The following is a 15,799-nucleotide window of genomic DNA, read 5'->3' as shown; positions in this document are numbered from 1 at the left end:
CTAGCATCTAAAATAAAAATTGACGTTTCACGTTGTTTGTTTCGTTCAGTTTTCAAAGAACTAAAAGCGGGTGAAGAGAATCGAACTCTCGACCAGAGCTTGGAAGGCTCTTGTTTTACCACTAAACTACACCCGCGTGGTCGGGAAGACAGGATTTGAACCTGCGACCCCCTGGTCCCAAACCAGGTGCTCTACCAAGCTGAGCCACTTCCCGTAATTGGCGCGCCCGAGAGGAGTCGAACCCCTAACCTCTTGATCCGTAGTCAAACGCTCTATCCAATTGAGCTACGGGCGCTTATTCATGATGTTTTTTCGTCGTTGTAATTTGGCGACTCAATTATCTTATCATACTACATTTTCAAATGCAAGCACTTTTTAAGATTTTTTTGATGCGGCCGAGAGGACTTGAACCTCCACGGGGTTCCCCCCACTAGGCCCTCAACCTAGCGCGTCTGCCGTTCCGCCACGACCGCGCGGAAAAAACAAAAGTGAGCCATGAAGGACTCGAACCTTCGACCCTCTGATTAAAAGTCAGATGCTCTACCAACTGAGCTAATGGCTCGTAAATGGCTGGGCTAGCTGGATTCGAACCAGCGCATGACGGAGTCAAAGTCCGTTGCCTTACCGCTTGGCTATAGCCCATCGAAATAATTATCTTATTTTCAAAGACAAATGTTATTGTAACATAATGTCTAATAAAAAACAACTGCTATATAGCAGAAGTTAAAATGGCGGTCCCGACCGGGGTCGAACCGGCGATCTCCTGCGTGACAGGCAGGCATGTTAACCACTACACCACGGGACCATTTGGTTGCGGGGACAGGATTTGAACCTGCGACCTTCGGGTTATGAGCCCGACGAGCTACCGTGCTGCTCCACCCCGCGACAATACTATTCATATAAAATTATATGGTGGAGGATGACGGGATCGAACCGCCGACCCCCTGCTTGTAAGGCAGGTGCTCTCCCAGCTGAGCTAATCCTCCGAAGTGGTGACCCGTACGGGATTCGAACCCGTGTTACCGCCGTGAAAGGGCGGTGTCTTAACCACTTGACCAACGGGCCAATATGTATGGCAGAGAAGAAGGGATTCGAACCCTCGCACCGCGTTAGCGATCTACTCCCTTAGCAGGGGAGCCCCTTGAGCCACTTGGGTACTTCTCTGTATGGCTCCGCAGGTAGGACTCGAACCTACGACCGATCGGTTAACAGCCGATAGCTCTACCACTGAGCTACTGCGGAATAATGAAGACAATTTGTATCTTATAAAAATTCTCTCTGTAAGTCAAGAAGTTTTTAACAACATCTTGTTCAAACGTGACATGTTTATAATATACTGGATTGCGTTTTTACTGTCAAGATGTTTTCGATATCGGTTTGAGTTTCCCTTTACACTTTCCACAGACATATCTTTTTATATTTATTTGACGCCTTCTTACATATTGAAGTGAACACTCCATACATTCATACTTATAAATCTTTTTTTCCTTCTCTTCATTAATCATTCGTTTACAAAAACGTGGTGCATCAACTTTCTTTAACAACTCACGAAAATCCCTGTCCCTGTGCTTATACCCTCTTCCTGCAATATGTAAGTGATAATGACAAAGCTCATGTTTAATAATCCCGACTAACTCTTCTTCACCATACAATTCGTAATATCGATAATTCAGTTCGATATTATGACTCTTCAATAAATAACGCCCACCAGTTGTACGTAATCTATTATTAAACACCGCTTTATGTAAGAACGGCATCTCAAAGTATTGTAGTGACACTTCTTCCACTAGTCGCTGAATTTCTTGCTCATCCACTCTCATTCCTCCTAAACAAAAAAATATTTTTACACTTTTCTCCCTTCTTATACATATATTAAATAGTACATATACCCATCCTCATGTAAGAAGCGTGGTTTCTAAAAATAAAACATGAATAGAAATCCACTCACCAACCTCTCATCAATAGCATTTTAGATTTTTGAGAGCAGGATTAAACAAGGAGGGATTCCTATGCCTACGTGGCTAAAAAAACAAATGCAACGTGCATATTTTGAAAAAAACCGGTATCAAATTAAGTTATTAAATGAATGCTGGTTTTATTATAGCAAAATACATCAAAGCTCATAATCCATTACACTTTTTATTTCATAAAAAAAGAGCAGTTTCATCTGCTCTCTTCTCTTACTATTCAATCGGCAACATAGATAGTGCAACGCGTCCTTTTTTTGTATCAATATCATCTACCCATACTTTTACAATTTGCCCTACTGATACAACATCTAACGGATGCTTTACAAACTGTTTGCTAAGTTTAGAAATATGTACTAAACCATCTTGCTTTACACCAACATCAACAAAAGCACCAAAATCAACAACGTTACGAACTGTTCCTTCTAGTTCCATACCACGTTTTAAATCTTCTAATTTCAAAATCCCTTTTTTCAAAAGTGGTTTAGGCAACTCATCCCTCATATCTCGTTCAGGACTAATAAGCGCATCTATAATATCAACTAACGTCGGCTCCCCAACTCCTGTTTCTTGAGATAACTTAGAAATCTCTACTTCTTCCAATCTCTTTTGTAATTGCGGTTGTCCTACGTCATCTATCGATAACCCTAGACTCTTCAATAACAATTCAACATTTTTATATTGCTCTGGATGAATACCTGTTCGATCTAATGGATTTGCTCCTTCTAGTATACGCAAGAAACCTATACATTGTTCATAAGTCTTTGCACCTAAACGTGGGATTTTCTTTAATTCCGTGCGCTTCGTGAATTTCCCATCTTCTTCTCTCTTTGCTACAATATTTTTCGCAACAGTTTTCGATAAACCTGAAACATATTGTAACAATGCAACCGAAGCCGTATTTACATTAACCCCAACTTGGTTAACAGCTGTTTCTACTACAAATGTTAATGACTCATTCAGTCTCTTTTGAGATACATCATGTTGGTATTGTCCAACCCCAACTGATTTAGGATCAATTTTCACAAGTTCAGCAAGTGGATCTTGCAGACGTCTCCCAATAGAAACGGCACTTCTCTCTTCAACTTGTAAATTTGGGAATTCCTCACGGGCTAAATCAGAAGCTGAATATACACTAGCACCCGCTTCATTTACAATAATATAAAAGACATCTCGGTTCACACTTTGTAATACATCTACTATAAACTCTTCTGTTTCTCTAGATGCTGTCCCATTACCAATTGCAATCATTTCAACTTGATATTTATCTATAATAGAAAGAACTTTCGTTTTTGCATCCTCATATTTACGAACAGGTGGATGCGGATAAATAACATCGATATGTAGTACTTTCCCCGTATCATCTACTACAGACAATTTACAACCAGTTCTATATGCCGGATCTACCGCTAGCACGACTTTCCCTTTCATCGGAGGTTGTAATAATAAGTTACGTAAGTTCTCAGAGAAAATATGTATTGCTTGTTCTTCAGCTGTTTCTGTTAATTCTTTACGAATCTCTCTTTCGATTGAAGATTGAATTAATCGTTTATAACCATCTTCAATCGCTAATTGTACATAATGTGCACTTTTCGAATCGTTATCACGAATTACTTTCTTATTTAAGAAGGTTACTATCTCATCTACTGGCGGAACAACAGCAACTCTCAATATATCTTCTTTCTCGCCACGATTCATTGCTAATACACGATGTGGTACTACTTTTTGCAACGGTTCTTCATAACTGTAATACATTTCATATATATTCTTTTCATCTTTTTCTTCATCTTTCACGGAAGAAGACATAACACCTTTTCTAAAAGTAACATTTCGAATCCAACTACGATACGCAGCTTCATCTGAAACCATTTCTGCAATAATGTCTTGTGCACCTTGTAAAGCTTCTTCTGCAGATTGCACTTCTTTCTCTACATTAATAAATTCCACCGCCTTTTTAGCCGGATCTTCTTTCTTATATAACAATAACCATTCAGCTAATGGTTCTAATCCTTTTTCTTTAGCAACTGTCGCTTTCGTTCTTCTTTTCTCTTTATATGGACGATATAGATCTTCTACTTCTTGCAACTTTGTAGCTTTAACAATTTGCTGTCGTAGCTCTTCTGTCAGTTTCCCCTTCTCATCAATAAGACGAAGAACTTCTTCCTTCCTATCTTCAAGTTGCATCATATATTGCCATCTCTCTAAAATCGTACGAATTTGCACCTCATCTAAAGAGCCTGTCCATTCTTTTCGGTAACGAGCAATAAATGGAACTGTGTTACCTTCTTCTGTTAATTGAATAACATGACGAACTTGCTTTTCGGTAAAGCCTAATTCTTTCACTAACATTTTCATTAACGCTTGTCGATTATCTACCATTTCCATATACAACCGTAACCTCCTCTATAATAAAAAAAGTTGCCCTTCAAAGAGAGCAACTTAAACTGCCGATTTAAAAATCTATTAGTCCTAAACTAATTTGTAGCGCTTCATCTACACGAATCATCATCACTTCATCTAAGTGAGTGATTTTGTCCGTTAAGCGCTGCTTATCGATTGTTCGAATCTGCTCAAGTAAAATAACAGAATCTCTCTCAAAACCGTACTTTTTCGCATCAATTTCCACATGAGTGGGTAATTTCGCTTTTTGAATCTGTGCAGTAATAGCCGCTACAATCACCGTTGGACTAAAACGATTTCCGATGTCATTTTGAATGACAAGAACCGGACGAACGCCTCCTTGCTCAGAACCAACAACTGGGGAAAGGTCTGCAAAATACACGTCGCCGCGTTTTACAATCAAAATATTACCCCCCGCTAACTAAGCGTTCTACTGTATGAGCTGCTTCATACTCTGCTAAGAAAGCTTCAGATGCAATACCAAGATTAATTTTTCCCATTTCAATGTACCCACGTCGCATTGATTCATGTTGGTAGCGTTTCTTCGTCTTATGTTGACGCAATAACAATTGTGTTGCCTGGCAAATTAGTTCATGGCGATTCTTATTCTCTTGTTTTCCAATTCCGTCCAATTCCGTTACCATTTGCTTTGGCAACCGAACCACGATTTCAGTAGTTACACTTGATTCGGACACAAAAATACACCTCCACCGTCAACTACACACCCAAATATATATATGACACCTATTGTAATAATACCATTGTATGGAGCCTGTTGCAAAGACTTCCTTATTCCTTGCTTATGTTTTCCAATTCACAAACAAAACATTCATCTTCTTAAATTTTTTATCTCATAACTAACTAAAAACAATAGAACTCCTCTTCAAAACTTACGTGCAACTTATATAAAAAATGATTATAAGTAAAAAGCTTCTCATCAAAAAGAGCTTATTATCCAGCAATGAACAGTCACTCCAATGACAAGAAGCAATCATACTACCTTCTATATATTGTTCAAGTAATTAATTATCTCTACAACCTTACCATTCCGTATAAATATTCTTGGCACACGGAAACTGATCGTTGCAATAATTTCATAATTAATAGTCCCTGAGTATTCCGCAACCTCTGTAGCGCTAATATACTCATCTCCTTGCCTTCCAATAAGCGTAACTTTCGTACCAAGTGGCACTTCACAAGGAAGATGAATCATGAACTGATCCATTGTTACTCGCCCTACAATCGGTACCCTTTTACCATTTATAAGCACTTCAAATCCTTGTAACCTCCTAAGCCACCCATCTGCATAGCCAATCGCTACAGTCGCAATCCATTCTTCAGTTTTCGTTCGGTAGGTGACGTTATAACTAATTCCATCACCTTTAATTACCTGTTTAATATGAGCGACTTTCGTATGAAGTGATAGCGCCGGTTCTAATTCAAATGGTAAAAAAGGACGTATTTCTACAGAAGGAGATAATCCATACATTGCAATCCCAATTCGCACTGCATTAAATGTAATCCCTTGAAAACGTAACGTCGCAGCACTATTAGCTGTATGAACAAACTTAGGATCCACTCCGAATTCTTTCAACCAACTTAACTGCTCTAAGAACGTGTTATATTGCTTATCAAAATACGAAGTCTCAACCTCATCTGCCGTTGCAAAATGCGTGTATACTCCTTCTAACTCTAAAAACGGTGCACCCTCTAAACTCTTTAAAAATTCTTTTAGCTCTTTTCTTTCACGTATTCCAATTCTCCCCATACCACTATCAAAGTTAATATGGAATTTCATTACAGATGAACCATCCCAAAGTTTAATTGCTTCGTCCACCCATTCTTTTTGAAAAACAGTTAGCGCTACATCATTTTCAGCAGCTACATTTACATCACGCGGCGGCGAGGGACCTAACACTAAAATCGGCTCAGTAATACCAGCCCTCCGAAGCACTAAAGCTTCATCTAAAAAAGCAACAGCTAACCTTGTTGCACCTGCTTCTAATGCCGTTTTAGCCACCGGTACATAATCGTGCCCATATGCGTTTGCTTTAACTACAGCAAAAATCTCTACATTACTTGGGATGAACTCTTTAATATGTGTAACGTTGTTATAAATGGCATCTAAATCCACTTCCACCCAAGTGTCACGGTAAAATGGTGCTTCTTCCATAAATACACTTCCTTATACACGATATGCGAAGCTTATTCTTTTATATGCTTCTTTTATGAAATCCACCTTCAAACTAAGAAAAGACGTGGTGCACATATATCACCACGTCTAAGAAGTTTACTTCACCTGCTTCGCTGTAACTGAACGAGCAACCATTAACAGCTCCTTCGGCTCTAAACCTTTAGACACGAGCATATATTCTACTCCGTTATGCGACCACGTTACAGAGTCTTTCGTTAATGCACCAATCGTAAATCCAAGATCAACTGGTTCTCCACTTACACTTACCGCTGATGATGCCTCTGCAACTTTTGCCTTTTCTTGTATTAAAGTAAAGGATTTCTTATTTCCAGTGTATGTGAGTATCGCACGCTTGCCACTGTCTGTCTTCAACTCTTTTTCATCTTGCAGAGTCATACCTTGTGGTGTATCAAGTGGATACAAAATAGCAAACGGTTTGTCTTCTTTTGCTGTTGTTTGAACATCTACCTGCGCTCTAGACATATTTTGTTTCGTATCAAATGCACCTTTATCAAATTTCGCATCGAATTTCACTTTAGAGAAATCTACTTTCACAAGAACATTTTGATCATTATCCATTAACTTCACTGAAACTGGAGTCAAGTCGCTCTTATTCAATGTAATCTCTTGTCTCGGCAACATATTTTGATGTTGATAGTTTGTTTTTGTTTTAAAAATATAATACTTATCTGTTTTCTCAAAAGTAAGGTTTTTCTTGTCCTGCAAAATATCTCTTACAAGTGATTCATATAAATAAGCCTGGCTACTATTTTGCGGCCAATCACTTTGAAAACGGAAGCTCTTATTAAGTGCTGGCGTTAATACAAATACACCTTCTTCATTTCTCAAAATAATTTGGCTCTGATCTTTTTTTGCATTTTTTAAATTCACACGATAAAAAGACGGTTCCTTATGCCAAATCTCTACGTTATACTCTTGAGGCTCATTGCCTGTTTTAATAGATAATTTTGCCTCAGCTTGATAACTTTTCATCCCTTTTACTTTTGATTCTAAATCTCTCACGACATCATCTTGCTTCTTTTCCATACAACCCGCCAACACAAAAACGGTCAACAAACCGACAAGAACTAAAAACAGACGCCTTTTCATCAATTCAGCCCCTTTGCCCCTATAAATGAATGGAAGATGTACCTTCCTTATCGCTACCTCAAATATATGAGACAAAGATATAAAATATGCAGACTAGCGTGACAAGCTTTCTAAAACAACTTGAGCAACAGCAAATTCCTTACTATGACTAATTGATAAATGAACAATATACTCTGTACTTGTAATCAGAATTGGCTTACCTCTTTCATCATTTTTCACTTCAATATCTAAAAAACTCACTTCTTTTCCGATACCAGTACCTACAGCTTTTGAATACGCCTCTTTCGCTGCAAACCTTCCAGCTACAAACTCTGTAAGGCGACTTCCTTTCAGCTCCATAGCAACATTACGTTCATTTTCCGTTAAAATACGTTCCATAAATTTAAGCTTTCCATCTAGCATTTTTTCAATACGATTTAATTCAATAATATCGATACCAATCCCTATAATCATTTCAAAATCCCCTTCTTCTATTTAACTTTCTTCTTTCATATTGATAAGAATAACAGAGAATCTTTCTGATGCAAAAGGGGTGATAGTAACCGTATGCTAATAAGATCCACTCATATTTCTTTACAACCGACTATTCTTACCTTACTGCTTATTCATTTAGTCATGATGATATTAGGCGACTTTTTTCTCTTACCACTGGCAGCCTCTAATGAATATATCGCGAAAGGAGAATGGTGGCGTGTCATAACTTCTCTTCTCGTACACGTAGACTTACAACATTTTCTTTCTAATAGTATTTTTTTGTTTGCTCTTGGTTCTTCTATCGAAAAGCAACTCGGACACTTTTCTTTTTTTATTCTATTTTTTCTCTCTGGAATTTCTGGAAATATTTCTTCTTATATTATTATGCCGCTTGAATATATTCACGCAGGTGCATCAGGTGGTATTTTCGGACTATTAGGTGCACAGTTATTTTTATTGTACAATCGATACCGCTCTTCAAAACCAAAAGAAATTGCCATTTTCTCAATTATGATACTTCTATTACTGCTATTTACTTTCTTTAACCCTTCTGCCAATCCGATCAGTCATTTAACAGGTTTAATAACCGGTGGCATTTTAACCCCTTTTTTAACAAAAAAAAACGATGGTGCAAAGCTTATTTAATATAAAAGCTTGCACCATCGATAATTTCTACATCTACTTGTTCACTTAAATCTCTCATTAATTGAAATAAAGACTCATCCTTCATCTTCGCCTCAATCATACAATCAATTTGCGGAACACTTCCCTTTATCCTTCTTAAAAAAGATAAAAATGCGTCTACATTAATATAATCTGCATGAGCTCTTGGATCTTTTCCCTCTCTAGGGCTAGAGATATGCATTTTAATCGGCAACAAAGACGTTTCCCACGTATGAACAACACGTGCCCAATCTTCATACCAATCTTCTTGCTCATTATTCATCATATGGTGATGCAAGTCAAATACGACGGGAATATCTAATTTTTCTCCTAAATATAATGTTTCCTCTAACGTAAAGGTTGTATCATCATTTTCTAATATAATCATTTCTTGAATACCCCTTGGGACATTCGACCAATTCTCTATAAAGCGCTCTAATGCAAGTTCTTTATCTTTATATCCTCCTCCAACATGCAGTACACATCGTTGCTTATGTTCAATCCCCATGCCTTTTAATAATTTTTTGTGCATCTGCAATGTTTTTACAGATTGTTTAAAAACACTCTCTTCAGGTGAATTTAGTACAACAAAATGATCTGGATGGAAATCAATTCTCATATTCATATGAACTGCATATTCACCTAGTTTTTTTAAATTTTCTTTTAACGGACGAATATAGTTCCACTCTAGCAATTCCTCATGATTCGCTAAAGGAATGAGCTTTGAACTGAGCCGAAAGAAAGATATGTCATGCCCTTTATTATGCTTTAATAAACGTAAACAATTTTCTAAATTGGAATTAGCAATTCTTTCAAGCTTACGAATTGCAGCATCACGATCATCTAATTTCTGAAACTGTGCATACGTCATCGTTTGAGATGGAGATGCATTCTTCAAATGCACACTCATCGCAACGTAACCAAGCCTTACAAGCATATAACAGCCCCTTTTCTATCATAACTATTATGTAGTATGCACAATTATAGAAATAAAAAAAAGAGAATGCCCACAAAGGGCATTCTCTTTTTTTTATTAAGCTTGTGGACGGCTATGATGTTTTCTTTCGCCGCGTCCATTTGAAGAACCAGGGCGACCTTGGCCTTCACCTCTACGACCACGACTACCACCATCACGATTACGATCGCGGTTACCATCACGATTGCGATCACGGTTTCCGTCACGATTACGTCCATCACGGTTACGGTCACGATTACGTCCATCGCCACCGCCGCGTCCATCACGACTACGATTACGGTTACCATCACGGTATCCGCCTCCGTTACCGCCGCGTTTTTTAGAACCGCCGCCTCTTGAAACAACAGGTGGTTCTGATGTTAAAGCGATCGGAGTTGTATCCGGCTCTTTAGTCATCATTTTTAAAGCAGCAGCTACTACTGTTACAGAGTCATTTTCTTCTAACATTTCTTCTGCAATACGCTTGTAGTATGCTAAGTTTTCATTTTCAATTGTGCTTTGAAGCTTTTCAGCGATTAAACGTTGTTGACCTTCTAATGCCTCGTCAAGTGTCGGTGCATCCATACGGTCCATTTTACGTTTTGTTGTACGCTCGATATTTTTTAATTGTCCTGATTCACGTGGTGTTACAAATAGCATTGCAATACCTTTTTTACCTGCACGACCAGTACGACCGATACGGTGAACGTATGATTCTGGATCTTGTGGAATATCGAAGTTATATACGTGCGTTACGCCTGAAATATCAAGACCACGCGCAGCAACGTCTGTTGCAACAAGAACTTCAATAGAACCTTCTTTAAATTTACGTAATACAGACATACGTTTCGCCTGAGTTAAATCACCGTGAATACCTTCTGCAGCATAACCACGTAAGTTTAATGCTTCTGATAATTCATCAACACGACGCTTTGTACGACCAAATACGATTGCAAGCTCTGGAGATTGAATATCTAATAAGCGTGTTAACACGTCAAACTTTTTCTTTTCTTGCACTTCTAAATAGAACTGCTGAATGTTTGGCATTGTTACTTCTTTTGCTTTTACTTTAATGTGTTGAGGCTCAGTCATGAAACGCTCAGCAATACGGCGGATTGGATCCGGCATTGTCGCTGAGAATAGTAATGTTTGATGTGTTTCTGGCACATCTGTTAAAATTGCTTCAATGTCTTCAATGAAGCCCATGTTTAACATTTCATCCGCTTCGTCAAGAACAACTGTCTCTACGTTTTGCAGACGAAGTGTTTTACGGTTAATATGATCTAAAATACGACCCGGCGTACCAACAATAATGTGTGGGTGTTTTTTTAGAGCACGAATTTGGCGGTTAATATCTTGACCACCATAAATCGGTAAAATACGAACGCGTTTATGCTTACCAATTTTGTATAATTCTTCTCCAACTTGAATTGCTAATTCACGCGTTGGCGCGATAACAATACCTTGAACCGATTCTTTATGTGTATCCACTTTATCTAATAGTGGTAATCCGAATGCTGCTGTTTTCCCTGTACCTGTTTGCGCTTGCCCAATAATATCTTTACCTTGCAATGCATGTGGAATTGTTTCAGCTTGAATTGGTGTAGCCTCTTCAAAGCCCATACTTTCAACAGATTGCAGTAAAGAATCACTTAATCCTAATTCTCGAAATGTTGTCAATGTTACTTCTCCTTTTCTATCCTATACTTATCATTTAAAAAAAGGCGTTTTCCGAATTTGCGGAAAAGCCCTTTTCCTGAATGCTCACGTATATAAACGGGCGTATATTCTTCACGAAAATACTTCTAAACGTTATTACACTTTATCAATTATAAGTTTTGTATGTGTAAAAAGCAAACCCAACTGTTACCTTATTTTCATATTCAGAGTTTTTTTCTTCACTTTTATTTTTTTATATTTACTGTAAGCGCTTATTATAAGTTTCTTCTATTTTCGTAACTATCATCCCTATTTATATACACCAATTATTTCAACATCGTAATTACTTCTTCTAATTTCATACCGCGAGATGCTTTTATTAATACAACATCTTTCACATCGAATACTGCTTGTAAATCTTTTACTAACTCTTCTTTATTATCATACGCCTTTACACGTTCATTAGGGAAATTAATTTTTGCTCCTTCAGCAATTTGAGCCCCTAATCTACCGTATGTGAATACATGTGAGATTTTTGCTGGATCGATTAATTTTCCTACCTCATAATGGAACTGTACTTCTTGATCTCCAAGTTCTAACATATCACCGAGCACAACGATTTTTTTAGCAAAACCATCTAAACCATTCATTAAATGGAATGCTGCTTCCATAGCCGTCGGGCTTGCATTATAAGCATCGTTGATAATTGTTAAACCACTATTTGTTTTCACAATTTCCATACGCATGCCCGTCATTTGAAGTGTTACTAAACCTTCTTTCATCTCTTCCCACGTTACACCAAAATGTTTCGCAATTGCCATTGAAGCAAGTGTATTATACACATTATGTTTTCCTAACACCGGTAAGTAGAATGAAATATTTTCATCTCTATTCATTTTGAAATGTGTCCCAGTTGCTTGTAATGTTACAGTCGTTGGATAATAATCGTTTGCTCTTGCATCACCAAACGTAACCGTTTCTGCTGCTAAATTCATTCCAGGAACACGATTCGTTAATAAAGGCTCATCTCCGTTATATACGAACACGCCACCTTCTTGTAATCCTGTAACAATTTCTAATTTCGCTTCAGCAATTGCCTCACGAGATCCTAAATCCATTAAATGTGCCTCACCAATATTTGTAATGATAGCTGCATTAGGACGAGCTAACTTAGATAAGAATTCAATTTCGCCTCGGCTTGACATACCCATCTCTAATACTGCTACTTCTGTATTTTCTTCTAAGTTTAAAATGGTAAGAGGTAATCCGATATGGTTATTGAAGTTCCCTTCTGTTTTTTGCACTTTGAATTTAGTCGCAAGAAGACTTGTTACAATATCTTTCGTAGATGTTTTACCGTTACTACCCGTTACACCTACAACTTTAACATCCAATTGATCGCGATAGTTTTTCGCTAACATTTGCAATGCCGATAGCGTGTCTTCTACAAAAATAACCGGAAGATTCTCAGGTGGATTCGCTACATCTTTCATCCATAATGTAGCCACAGCTCCATTTTCAACAGCTTTATCTACAAAAGCATGTCCATCGAAGCGCTCCCCTTGAATCGGAACATACAAGTTTCCTTTTTCAATTTTTCTCGTATCAATAGACACGCCTTGAATAGTAATTCCCTCATATTGCTCTGCTAATTCAGTACCATTTACCATCTGTTCCACTTGCTTTAACATTCGCTTTATCATATATAAACGCTCCTTACATAGAGGAAGCACTATTCCTATGAATAGTGCTTCCTCCTTTTTTGTTAGATTGTATATTTAATTTTTTGTTTTTCTTCGTGACGTTCAATCGCTAAACGAATTAGCTCTTCGATTAATTCTGGATACGGTAACCCAGTATGTTGCCATAATAGAGGGAACATACTGAACGGTGTAAATCCTGGCATTGTGTTTACTTCGTTAATATACACTTCTCCATCTTTCGTTAAGAAGAAATCAGCTCGCGTTAAACCTGCACCGTCTAATGATTGGAATGCAATAATCGCATCACGCTTAATTACATTAGATTCTTCTTCTGTCATTTCAGCTGGAATAATTAGCGCCGTATCACCATCGATATATTTCGACTTATAATCATAGAAGTCCTTTTTCGGAACGATTTCACCTACAACTGAACATTTCGGCTCATCATTACCTAGTACCCCAACTTCTACTTCACGACCTACAATATTTTCTTCTACAATAATTTTGCGATCAAATTGGAATGCCTCTACAAATGCATCCTCAAGTTCTTCACGATTTTTACACTTATTAATACCAACACTTGAACCAAGGTTCGCTGGTTTTACGAAGCAAGGATATCCTAACTTATCTTCTACTTTAGAATAAGCTTCCTCACGATTTTTTTCCCATGCACTACGAATGAAGGATGCATATTTTGCTTGTTTTAAACCAGCCTCTGCAAAGATGTTTTTCATAACAACTTTATCCATACCAGCAGATGATGCTAGAACACCATTTCCTACATAAGGGATATTCATTAATTCTAATAGTCCTTGAACCGTTCCATCTTCACCGTTTGGTCCATGTAGTAATGGGAAAATAACGTCAATAGCGTTCTCCTCAGAAGCTGCAGATGGGATAATTTCTGTACTTAATGATAACGGAGAAATCGCATTTTCTGCACCGCTCATTTTTAAAGCTTCAACATCTGTTACTTCGCCTTCAATACGCTCACCACGTACCCATTGACCTTGTTCTGTAATATAAATTGGATGAATCTCGAATTTATCTTGATTTAACGCTTTAATAGCAGCAAGAGCCGTCTGTAGCGAAACTTGATGCTCAGCTGATTTTCCACCATATAATAAACCTAATTTAATTTTCGTCAATGAAATCACCCTAACCAATTGTTTTCATTTTTCTATTTTAGCACTTTTTATAAAAATAGGTAGTTCCTATTTGAAATAAAATGTAACTTCCATAAATAATTAAATAACATCACTTATTGGTTTTTCATTTCATTTTCTATATAGCTACACAAAATAAAATGGCAATCTAATCTAGTTATGTACCTAAAATATGTAGAAATCCCCTTTTTTGTGTATGTCATCTATTCACTAAGAAGATTGTTTGGTTAGTGTGTCTTTTTGCCTTTGCTCAACAAGGCGATCTAAAGAAACATATACAATACCTGCAACTACACATCCTACAGCTAAAATTGTAAATAGAAAGTGACCAAGTAATCGATCTAATAAAAAACCGCCCAAAAGTGGACCAAATGCGCTTCCTGTAATCCACTGCAAACTTGCAGCTCCCATATAAGTCCCTCTCAAATGCTCAGGGGCCAAATTTGCTACAAATGTCATCTGTACAGGCGACATAATCATTTCACCTAACGTATATAAAGCATAAACGAACAGTAGTGTTATTAAAATAATTGTAGCATTTGTATTAAATTCTCCAAACCACTTCGGTAACCACCCTATAAAAAATAATCCAATCCCGAATAAACATGCACCATATAACATCGTCTTCCCGACCGGTTTATCCGTAGCCCATTTTGAAATTTGAAACTGGAATAAAACAACTAATAGTCCGTTTAACGCCATTAAATATGGATATGGATTGTTCGTTCCAAAAATACGCTTCATTTCATTATCAAAATGTAGTGGCAACATGCCTTCCGTTTGAGAAAACCCCATCGAAATGATAATACCTGCTAATAAGTAAATCATTAATGCCTTATCTCGCATTACAATTTTCCAAACTGCCCCAGATTCCTTTTCTTTATGTTCTTCCTTATCTGTCCTCTTTGGCATCGTCTCTTGAATAAGAAGTAATACAAGTAACGCATAAAATAGCATTGTAGAAGAGGCAATAATAAACACAAGGTTCTTTGACAACACAACTACTGATGCTCCCATTATCGGACCAATCGCAGCACCTATATTGTGTCCCATTCGTAATAAACCATATGCCTCTGTTCTTTTTTCTGGTGCCGTTACATCCGCGACCATAGCTGATGCAGCTGGGTGAAATAAAGAATTACTCAACCCTAAAAAAATAGATAAAATTGCATATGGAATAAACCCTTCTATAAATAGAAAACCGAGCATTAATAATGCATTACTTGCCATAGAAAATATCATAATAGGCTTTCTTCCATATATGTCAGCAATTCTCCCTCCTATAAGTGATCCAAAACTTGCAGCAATTGGAGAAAGCGCCATAATAACCCCAACTTCCAACAACGAATCTACCTTATCTTTTAAATATAATGCAAAAAAAGGCATTAACATCATCATTGCAATTCCATTTAACGTCTCTCCAATAAATCGAATCCATACGTTACGGTCCATCTCCCTTAACTCACGCCACGTATTTTTCATCATTTCACCCCTTTAGTTAGCCAACA

General features: G+C 37.5%; 14 protein-coding genes and 12 tRNA genes. 2 read left to right on the top strand and 24 right to left on the bottom strand.

Going from position 1 to position 15,799, the window contains the following annotated elements; all coding sequences use genetic code 11:
- Positions 1 to 65 precede the first annotated feature (65 nt).
- The 13 genes from C3Y97_RS01450 to C3Y97_RS01390 all read right to left on the bottom strand — a co-directional run bounded on the left by C3Y97_RS01450 (position 66) and on the right by C3Y97_RS01390 (position 1,814).
- Positions 66 to 136, bottom strand: a tRNA-Gly gene (locus C3Y97_RS01450).
- 1 nt (position 137) lies between these two features.
- A tRNA-Pro gene (locus C3Y97_RS01445) sits at positions 138 to 214 on the bottom strand.
- Positions 215 to 218: 4 nt separating this feature from the next.
- Positions 219 to 295 (bottom strand) — tRNA-Arg (locus tag C3Y97_RS01440).
- A gap of 95 nt (positions 296 to 390) precedes the next feature.
- Positions 391 to 473, bottom strand: a tRNA-Leu gene (locus C3Y97_RS01435).
- 16 nt (positions 474 to 489) lie between these two features.
- Positions 490 to 562 (bottom strand) — tRNA-Lys (locus tag C3Y97_RS01430).
- A gap of 5 nt (positions 563 to 567) precedes the next feature.
- Positions 568 to 642, bottom strand: a tRNA-Gln gene (locus C3Y97_RS01425).
- 87 nt (positions 643 to 729) lie between these two features.
- Positions 730 to 805 (bottom strand) — tRNA-Asp (locus tag C3Y97_RS01420).
- 3 nt (positions 806 to 808) lie between these two features.
- Positions 809 to 885: transfer RNA gene (locus C3Y97_RS01415), tRNA-Met, on the bottom strand.
- A gap of 25 nt (positions 886 to 910) precedes the next feature.
- Positions 911 to 986, bottom strand: a tRNA-Val gene (locus C3Y97_RS01410).
- 4 nt (positions 987 to 990) lie between these two features.
- Positions 991 to 1,065, bottom strand: a tRNA-Glu gene (locus tag C3Y97_RS01405).
- 8 nt (positions 1,066 to 1,073) lie between these two features.
- A tRNA-Ser gene (locus C3Y97_RS01400) sits at positions 1,074 to 1,164 on the bottom strand.
- A 3-nt stretch (positions 1,165 to 1,167) separates the two neighbouring features.
- Positions 1,168 to 1,242: transfer RNA gene (locus C3Y97_RS01395), tRNA-Asn, on the bottom strand.
- Between the two features lie 113 nt (positions 1,243 to 1,355).
- On the bottom strand, positions 1,356 to 1,814 hold the full coding sequence (locus C3Y97_RS01390; RefSeq protein ID WP_000344234.1) for a SprT family protein: 459 nt from the start codon (positions 1,812 to 1,814) through the stop codon (positions 1,356 to 1,358).
- Between the two features lie 195 nt (positions 1,815 to 2,009).
- Here C3Y97_RS01390 and cmpA point away from each other — a divergent pair, with 195 nt between their 5' ends.
- Positions 2,010 to 2,126, top strand: a complete 117-nt coding sequence (gene cmpA / locus C3Y97_RS01385) for a cortex morphogenetic protein CmpA (protein ID WP_001143642.1) — start codon at positions 2,010 to 2,012, stop codon at positions 2,124 to 2,126.
- A gap of 57 nt (positions 2,127 to 2,183) precedes the next feature.
- On the opposite strand, the gene C3Y97_RS01380 is transcribed toward cmpA, so the two are convergent.
- From C3Y97_RS01380 to acpS, 6 genes are all read right to left on the bottom strand, one after another.
- The gene (locus C3Y97_RS01380; RefSeq protein ID WP_000426246.1) at positions 2,184 to 4,352 is read right to left on the bottom strand and encodes a Tex family protein; all 2,169 of its coding nucleotides are present in this window, start codon (positions 4,350 to 4,352) and stop codon (positions 2,184 to 2,186) included.
- A 67-nt stretch (positions 4,353 to 4,419) separates the two neighbouring features.
- Positions 4,420 to 4,770 carry a type II toxin-antitoxin system endoribonuclease NdoA gene (gene ndoA, locus C3Y97_RS01375; RefSeq protein WP_000635963.1) on the bottom strand — a complete coding sequence of 117 codons (351 nt, stop codon included), beginning with the start codon at positions 4,768 to 4,770 and terminating at the stop codon, positions 4,420 to 4,422.
- A gap of 4 nt (positions 4,771 to 4,774) precedes the next feature.
- Positions 4,775 to 5,062, bottom strand: a complete 288-nt coding sequence (locus C3Y97_RS01370; protein ID WP_000004570.1) for an antitoxin EndoAI — start codon at positions 5,060 to 5,062, stop codon at positions 4,775 to 4,777.
- A 308-nt stretch (positions 5,063 to 5,370) separates the two neighbouring features.
- The gene (gene alr / locus C3Y97_RS01365; protein ID WP_000390615.1) at positions 5,371 to 6,540 is read right to left on the bottom strand and encodes an alanine racemase; all 1,170 of its coding nucleotides are present in this window, start codon (positions 6,538 to 6,540) and stop codon (positions 5,371 to 5,373) included.
- Between the two features lie 117 nt (positions 6,541 to 6,657).
- Positions 6,658 to 7,608, bottom strand: a complete 951-nt coding sequence (locus tag C3Y97_RS01360; protein WP_002004297.1) for a LolA family protein — start codon at positions 7,606 to 7,608, stop codon at positions 6,658 to 6,660.
- 156 nt (positions 7,609 to 7,764) lie between these two features.
- Positions 7,765 to 8,124 carry a holo-ACP synthase gene (gene acpS / locus C3Y97_RS01355; protein WP_000583416.1) on the bottom strand — a complete coding sequence of 120 codons (360 nt, stop codon included), beginning with the start codon at positions 8,122 to 8,124 and terminating at the stop codon, positions 7,765 to 7,767.
- 93 nt (positions 8,125 to 8,217) lie between these two features.
- On the opposite strand from acpS, the gene C3Y97_RS01350 reads away from it, so the two are divergent.
- The gene (locus tag C3Y97_RS01350) at positions 8,218 to 8,790 is read left to right on the top strand and encodes a rhomboid family intramembrane serine protease (RefSeq protein WP_000908523.1); all 573 of its coding nucleotides are present in this window, start codon (positions 8,218 to 8,220) and stop codon (positions 8,788 to 8,790) included.
- On the opposite strand, the gene uvsE is transcribed toward C3Y97_RS01350, so the two are convergent.
- The 5 genes from uvsE to C3Y97_RS01325 form a co-directional block, all read right to left on the bottom strand.
- The gene (gene uvsE / locus C3Y97_RS01345; protein WP_000961166.1) at positions 8,783 to 9,745 is read right to left on the bottom strand and encodes a UV DNA damage repair endonuclease UvsE; all 963 of its coding nucleotides are present in this window, start codon (positions 9,743 to 9,745) and stop codon (positions 8,783 to 8,785) included. The genes C3Y97_RS01350 and uvsE overlap by 8 nt on opposite strands.
- A 96-nt stretch (positions 9,746 to 9,841) precedes the next feature.
- On the bottom strand, positions 9,842 to 11,443 hold the full coding sequence (gene cshA / locus C3Y97_RS01340) for a degradosome RNA helicase CshA (RefSeq protein ID WP_000206592.1): 1,602 nt from the start codon (positions 11,441 to 11,443) through the stop codon (positions 9,842 to 9,844).
- Positions 11,444 to 11,748: 305 nt separating this feature from the next.
- The gene (gene murF, locus C3Y97_RS01335) at positions 11,749 to 13,125 is read right to left on the bottom strand and encodes a UDP-N-acetylmuramoyl-tripeptide--D-alanyl-D-alanine ligase (protein ID WP_136362969.1); all 1,377 of its coding nucleotides are present in this window, start codon (positions 13,123 to 13,125) and stop codon (positions 11,749 to 11,751) included.
- 62 nt (positions 13,126 to 13,187) lie between these two features.
- Positions 13,188 to 14,273 carry a D-alanine--D-alanine ligase gene (locus C3Y97_RS01330; protein WP_000161427.1) on the bottom strand — a complete coding sequence of 362 codons (1,086 nt, stop codon included), beginning with the start codon at positions 14,271 to 14,273 and terminating at the stop codon, positions 13,188 to 13,190.
- Between the two features lie 228 nt (positions 14,274 to 14,501).
- Positions 14,502 to 15,773: an MDR family MFS transporter gene (locus C3Y97_RS01325; protein ID WP_000799721.1), complete on the bottom strand. Its 1,272-nt coding sequence runs from the start codon at positions 15,771 to 15,773 to the stop codon at positions 14,502 to 14,504.
- Positions 15,774 to 15,799 lie beyond the last annotated feature (26 nt).

It is taken from the genome of Bacillus sp. DU-106 (genome assembly GCF_004799705.1).
GTDB classification, from domain to species: domain Bacteria; phylum Bacillota; class Bacilli; order Bacillales; family Bacillaceae_G; genus Bacillus_A; species Bacillus_A cereus.
The sequence above is the reverse complement of the archived record's forward strand: the minus strand, read 5'-3'. Positions and strand labels throughout refer to the sequence as shown.

What these genes read in the sequence shown, in the direction of transcription:
- murF (WP_136362969.1), bottom strand. Translation starts at nt 13,125, where the DNA reads ATGATAAAGCGAATGTTAAAGCAAGTGGAACAGATGGTAAATGGTACT.
- alr (WP_000390615.1), bottom strand. Translation starts at nt 6,540, where the DNA reads ATGGAAGAAGCACCATTTTACCGTGACACTTGGGTGGAAGTGGATTTA.
- C3Y97_RS01350 (WP_000908523.1), top strand. Translation starts at nt 8,218, where the DNA reads ATGCTAATAAGATCCACTCATATTTCTTTACAACCGACTATTCTTACC.
- C3Y97_RS01325 (WP_000799721.1), bottom strand. Translation starts at nt 15,773, where the DNA reads ATGAAAAATACGTGGCGTGAGTTAAGGGAGATGGACCGTAACGTATGG.
- uvsE (WP_000961166.1), bottom strand. Translation starts at nt 9,745, where the DNA reads ATGCTTGTAAGGCTTGGTTACGTTGCGATGAGTGTGCATTTGAAGAAT.
- acpS (WP_000583416.1), bottom strand. Translation starts at nt 8,124, where the DNA reads ATGATTATAGGGATTGGTATCGATATTATTGAATTAAATCGTATTGAA.
- C3Y97_RS01360 (WP_002004297.1), bottom strand. Translation starts at nt 7,608, where the DNA reads ATGGAAAAGAAGCAAGATGATGTCGTGAGAGATTTAGAATCAAAAGTA.
- cmpA (WP_001143642.1), top strand. Translation starts at nt 2,010, where the DNA reads ATGCCTACGTGGCTAAAAAAACAAATGCAACGTGCATATTTTGAAAAA.
- C3Y97_RS01380 (WP_000426246.1), bottom strand. Translation starts at nt 4,352, where the DNA reads ATGGAAATGGTAGATAATCGACAAGCGTTAATGAAAATGTTAGTGAAA.